This is a genomic window from Sphingopyxis indica, from assembly GCF_900188185.1.
In the GTDB taxonomy this organism is placed as follows: domain Bacteria; phylum Pseudomonadota; class Alphaproteobacteria; order Sphingomonadales; family Sphingomonadaceae; genus Sphingopyxis; species Sphingopyxis indica.
The window spans coordinates 1-4,201 of sequence record NZ_FZPA01000031.1; the positions used below are offsets into that span (position 1 = coordinate 1).

3 protein-coding genes are annotated in these 4,201 nt (G+C 61.2%); all 3 read right to left on the bottom strand.

The genetic code is table 11. The features are described from left to right. Positions 1-205: 205 nt before the first annotated feature. A complete protein-coding gene (locus tag CHB69_RS19465; RefSeq protein WP_075153469.1) occupies positions 206-664 on the bottom strand; it encodes a Fur family transcriptional regulator in 459 nt (152 codons plus the stop codon). Positions 665-726: 62 nt separating this feature from the next. Further along, positions 727-1,125, bottom strand: a complete 399-nt coding sequence (locus tag CHB69_RS19470; RefSeq protein WP_075153399.1) for a MerC domain-containing protein — start codon at positions 1,123-1,125, stop codon at positions 727-729. Between the two features lie 92 nt (positions 1,126-1,217). Continuing rightward, positions 1,218-3,428 carry a TonB-dependent receptor gene (locus CHB69_RS19475; protein ID WP_245836977.1) on the bottom strand — a complete coding sequence of 737 codons (2,211 nt, stop codon included), beginning with the start codon at positions 3,426-3,428 and terminating at the stop codon, positions 1,218-1,220. Between the last annotated feature and the right edge of the window lie 773 nt (positions 3,429-4,201).

The following is a 4,201-nucleotide window of genomic DNA, read 5'->3' on the forward strand; positions in this document are numbered from 1 at the left end:
TTGCTCGATGCTCGGCATCTCCAAGCCAACACTCTACGCCTATGTGCGATCGGCCGAGACCAAGCCGGTAGCCGCGTAGCGACGCTCGCCGACAAATAGCGCGATCAGAATGCCGCCACTTAGCGCGAGCGTTTACACCTCAGCCGCGATCGGCGCGGCCCTCGCGCAATCGACCGTTTGACAGACATTGGTCGATCTGTGGGGTCTATCTGCTGCACGCCTCACATAGGCCGCAAACTTCGATCACCGGCTTTGTTGGCCGAAACCCCGCATTGGTTGCAGCACCCCGGATACTTGTCGCGATGTTGTCGTCGTCCAAATGCGTGATCCTGCCGCACTGCTCGCAGAAAAGCAGGATGCAGTCGTGAACGCAGCCGGGGTGGACATTGGGTAGGTAACGGTTTGCAACCTCCACGCGAGTGACGATGTTGGCTGCCACGAACAGGTCGAGAATGCGGTATACCGAGTTTGCGGCTACGCGCCGGCCGCGCTGTTCCGAAAAGCGATCGGCGATGTCGTAAGCCGACGCGGGTCGGTCGAGGCCGACGATGACATTGAATAGCTGAGCCCGCATATCGGTCCACTGCTCACCGACGCGCTCAAAGGCGGAGCGCGCGGCTTCAGTAAGCGCTTCTCCTTCCGGCTGCTCGTGCTTGTGACGCATGATGCAAGAATATGGCTCGACGGGGGTGGCGGGCAAGGCCGCCCCTCTCTCAAGCACTTGGTTCATGTCGCGCGCGCCAGCTTCAGATTGCCGACATGCGCGATGGCAAGGACGATAGCGCCGGCAACCGTCAGCGGCGTTTCCAGTGGCGTGTCACCGAACGACAGCACACCGATGGCGAGCACTATAAGCCCAGCCGCGCCAAGCATTACGGGCCACCAAGCGCCATGTCGTGTCCTGCCGGAGAGAAGAGCCAAGCTGCTCGTCGGCACGGCAATCGCCAGCATCACCAGGTGAAAGGTCCGGCTGACTGGAATGACGCTGCTAAGCGCGGGAAGGGCGGCAAAGAGGAGGGGCAACGCGAGACAGTGAATGAGGCACAGCAACGAAGCACCCAACGCCGTGTGTTCGATCAGCCCCCGATGCGAGTTTCTCAACGTCCCTGCCACAAACCTCTCCATTATGGGAGTGGGGCAGGCCGCCCCACCCCGTCTTCCTGTAACCTTTTGAAATGGCATCCCAGGTGGGGGAGGCCTGCTGCCCGACACCTTTGTCAGAGGCCGAACCTTAGCGAGACCCGGATGTCGCGACCGGCAAGCGGCGCGAAGTCCTTGAGGAAGCTTGAATGTCGGCGTGCAACTACGTCGAAGATATTGTTGGCGCTGAGCAGGAGCGATGTCCTGCTGTTGTTGGCAAAGGGTTTGAGGCTCACACTGGCGTTTACCAAGGTGTAGCCGGGCGTGGGGGTCTCGAAGTCGGCGATACGGTCCTGCTTGAACACGCGCTCCACCTCGGCCCGCGCGGTGAACTTGTCGCCTTGCGCCTCCAGACCGCCGAGTAGACGAAGCGGCGGGATGCGCGGCACGGGGGCGCGGTCGATGATGGTGGCCCGGACATAATCACCGAGCAGGTCGGCGTTGATGCGCGTGCCGCCCACCTCGAACAGCTTGGCCGACAAATCGCCTTCGAAGCCCCAGTAGCTGGCACCTGCTTGCTGGTACTGAAAGCAGGGTAGGTCGACTTCGCGGCCCGACGGTGCGGCCGCGGCCTCACATACGCCTTGGTCGACCTGCTGCTCCGAGATATAGTTGTTGAAGCGGTTGTAATAGGCGGATGCGTCGAAGCTGACGCGCTCGCCGTGAACGTGAAGCGTCGCCTCAATCCCGTAGCTCCGTTCCAGCCGGAAGTCCGGATTTCCCAGCTCATAGGCTTGCGTGCCGGCATGAGGCCCGTTCGCGAACAGCTCTTCGGCTGACGGAGCGCGCTCGGTGTAGGAGCCGTTCAGGCCGATGCGGATCGCGTCGGTGACGCCGTAACCAACCCCCAGCGAGCCGGAAAACGCGCCAAAGGTGCGCTTCCCGCCAAAGAATCTCGGGTCACTGCCAAAAGTCTTGGCGGTCTGGTCGCTCCACTCGTAACGAGCGCCGGCCGCAGCATGGAACGGCCCCGCATTATACTGCTGAAGCGTGAAGATGCCGGTCTGATTGGTTTCATTGCGGGGCAGGAAGGCTTCGACACCCTCGATGTTGAACGAACGGTTGAAATATTGAACCCCGCTCGCGCCCTGCCATCCACCGCGATCTGCCTGAAGGAATTCCAGTCGCCCCTCGGTGCCTTTGCTGTAGAACGCCGTGCCGATCTCGCCGGACGGTTTCAGCTCGAAATGGCGGTAGCTGGCATGGCCAGCGCGGATGCGGATGCGGTCAAGAAATCCGCCCCCGGTCTCGACCTCGCCGCGCAAGTCGACTCGGTCCTGCTTGACATCGAGCCGGGGTGACTCCTGCGCCTGACCCACTTCGGTCGCATAGCGGATCGGCACGCCGTAAAGGCTGTCGTAACGGCTGTAGCTCACGCCAAGTTGGCCCGTGTCGGTGATGATCGACGCGCCGACGCCCGCCGTCCAGGTCTCGGCGGCGGTGTTGGGGAGCTTGCCTCGGATAGCAGCGGAGGCCGCGAAGTCGATCGGGTCCTCGCCTGGTGCCACGTCTTGCGGCACGCCGACTTGCGACAGCGCGGCAGCGCGTTCCGCTGGCGATAGCGCGTAGCCGCCGATCCTGAGGTCATCGGCTTTGAGATACGAGCCGTCGGCGTGGAGCACGAGGTATGGACCGACCGCCACGTCAGCAGCACCGGCGATCGAACGCTCGTTCGCGGCCGATCCGTAGGTGGCAATGCCATTCAGCCGATAGCCGTTCTCGGGCCGGGTCCGCGGAATGCGCGTATCGATCACGTTCACCACGCCGCCCACCGCAGACGAGCCGAACAGCAGCGCCGATGGCCCGCGCAGGACCTCAATGCGCTCGGCCAGAAGCGGGTCGATGACCACCGCATGATCGACGGAGGTGTTGGACAGGTCGATCGCGCCAATACCGTCCGTCAGCACGCGGATGCGCTCGCCCTGGAAACCGCGCAGGATGGGCCGGGATGCCGAAGGGCCGAAGGAGGTCGCCGACACGCCCGGCAGACGCGAGAGCATCTCGCCAAGCGACGGGCGCAAGTCTCGGGTCAACGCCTCACCCTTCAGCACCGATGTGCCCTGAAGGACGTCGGTTTCGCTTTGCTGGAGTGGGGCGGTGACGATGATGTCGCGGTCCGAAGCGGGTATCTCCGGGCGGGATGGCCTAGGCGCAGTCGCCTGAGCGGTCGGCGCGTTCGCGGCATCGGTTTTGCTGCTCGGCATTGCGGTAGACGCGCTCTGCGCGACCGCGTTGCCGCTGATCGCAACAAGAGAAATCCCGATTAAAAGCACCGCCCTGATTCTCATTCCCATCGCCTTGCCTGAAGAATATTGCGTCCGCGCGGTGTTATACTGTTACGCGATTCGAGGCCGAGTAGCCGCGTTTCAAGGGCGGTTCAAGGGGAGGTGCATTTGATCTGGGCCCCACAACAGGCCGCTGGCTGAGAACCGGCCATGCTGCACGACGAAACCAGATGACTCTTTGTGTATAAGAGCCGCTTGCCACTTCTCTGCACGGTTTATGGACCATCCGCCGACGCCGACTTCGATCGAAATGCCGGCTGCTCCCACTCACTTCGATGGCTGCGAAACCGACTGTGGCACTCCGGGAAACGGCAATGGTGGAAATGCCCCGCTTCTGCCGACACCGACTTACAAAACTGACATATTCACTGAGTTCATGTCGTACGCCCCAACTTCAGGTTCCCGATAAGCGCAATGACTTGCAAGGCCTTCTTGAGCCTCCGCAGATCTCACTTCTTCGCGCGGAATTTTTCACTCGATGAAATCCACGGGTAAATTAACACAAAGAAAGGCATCATGATAGCGGCCCGGATCGGTAACTCTCCTACCAATCCACTCCAGTGACCGGTATACCAACCATGAACAAATGTTCCTATCGCCACCGCGATAGCACCTGTTGCAAGTCCGGGTATCCACCTCAATCTATATTTCATAGATATTCTCATTATTGTGGGATTTTTATTAGAGCCTGATCCGAAATTAAGTTGAGTGGTGTCAGCGGGTTAGCTTGACGCGCGCCCAAGTCGTTGATTCAGCGGTTTTGCAACGAACCAAAG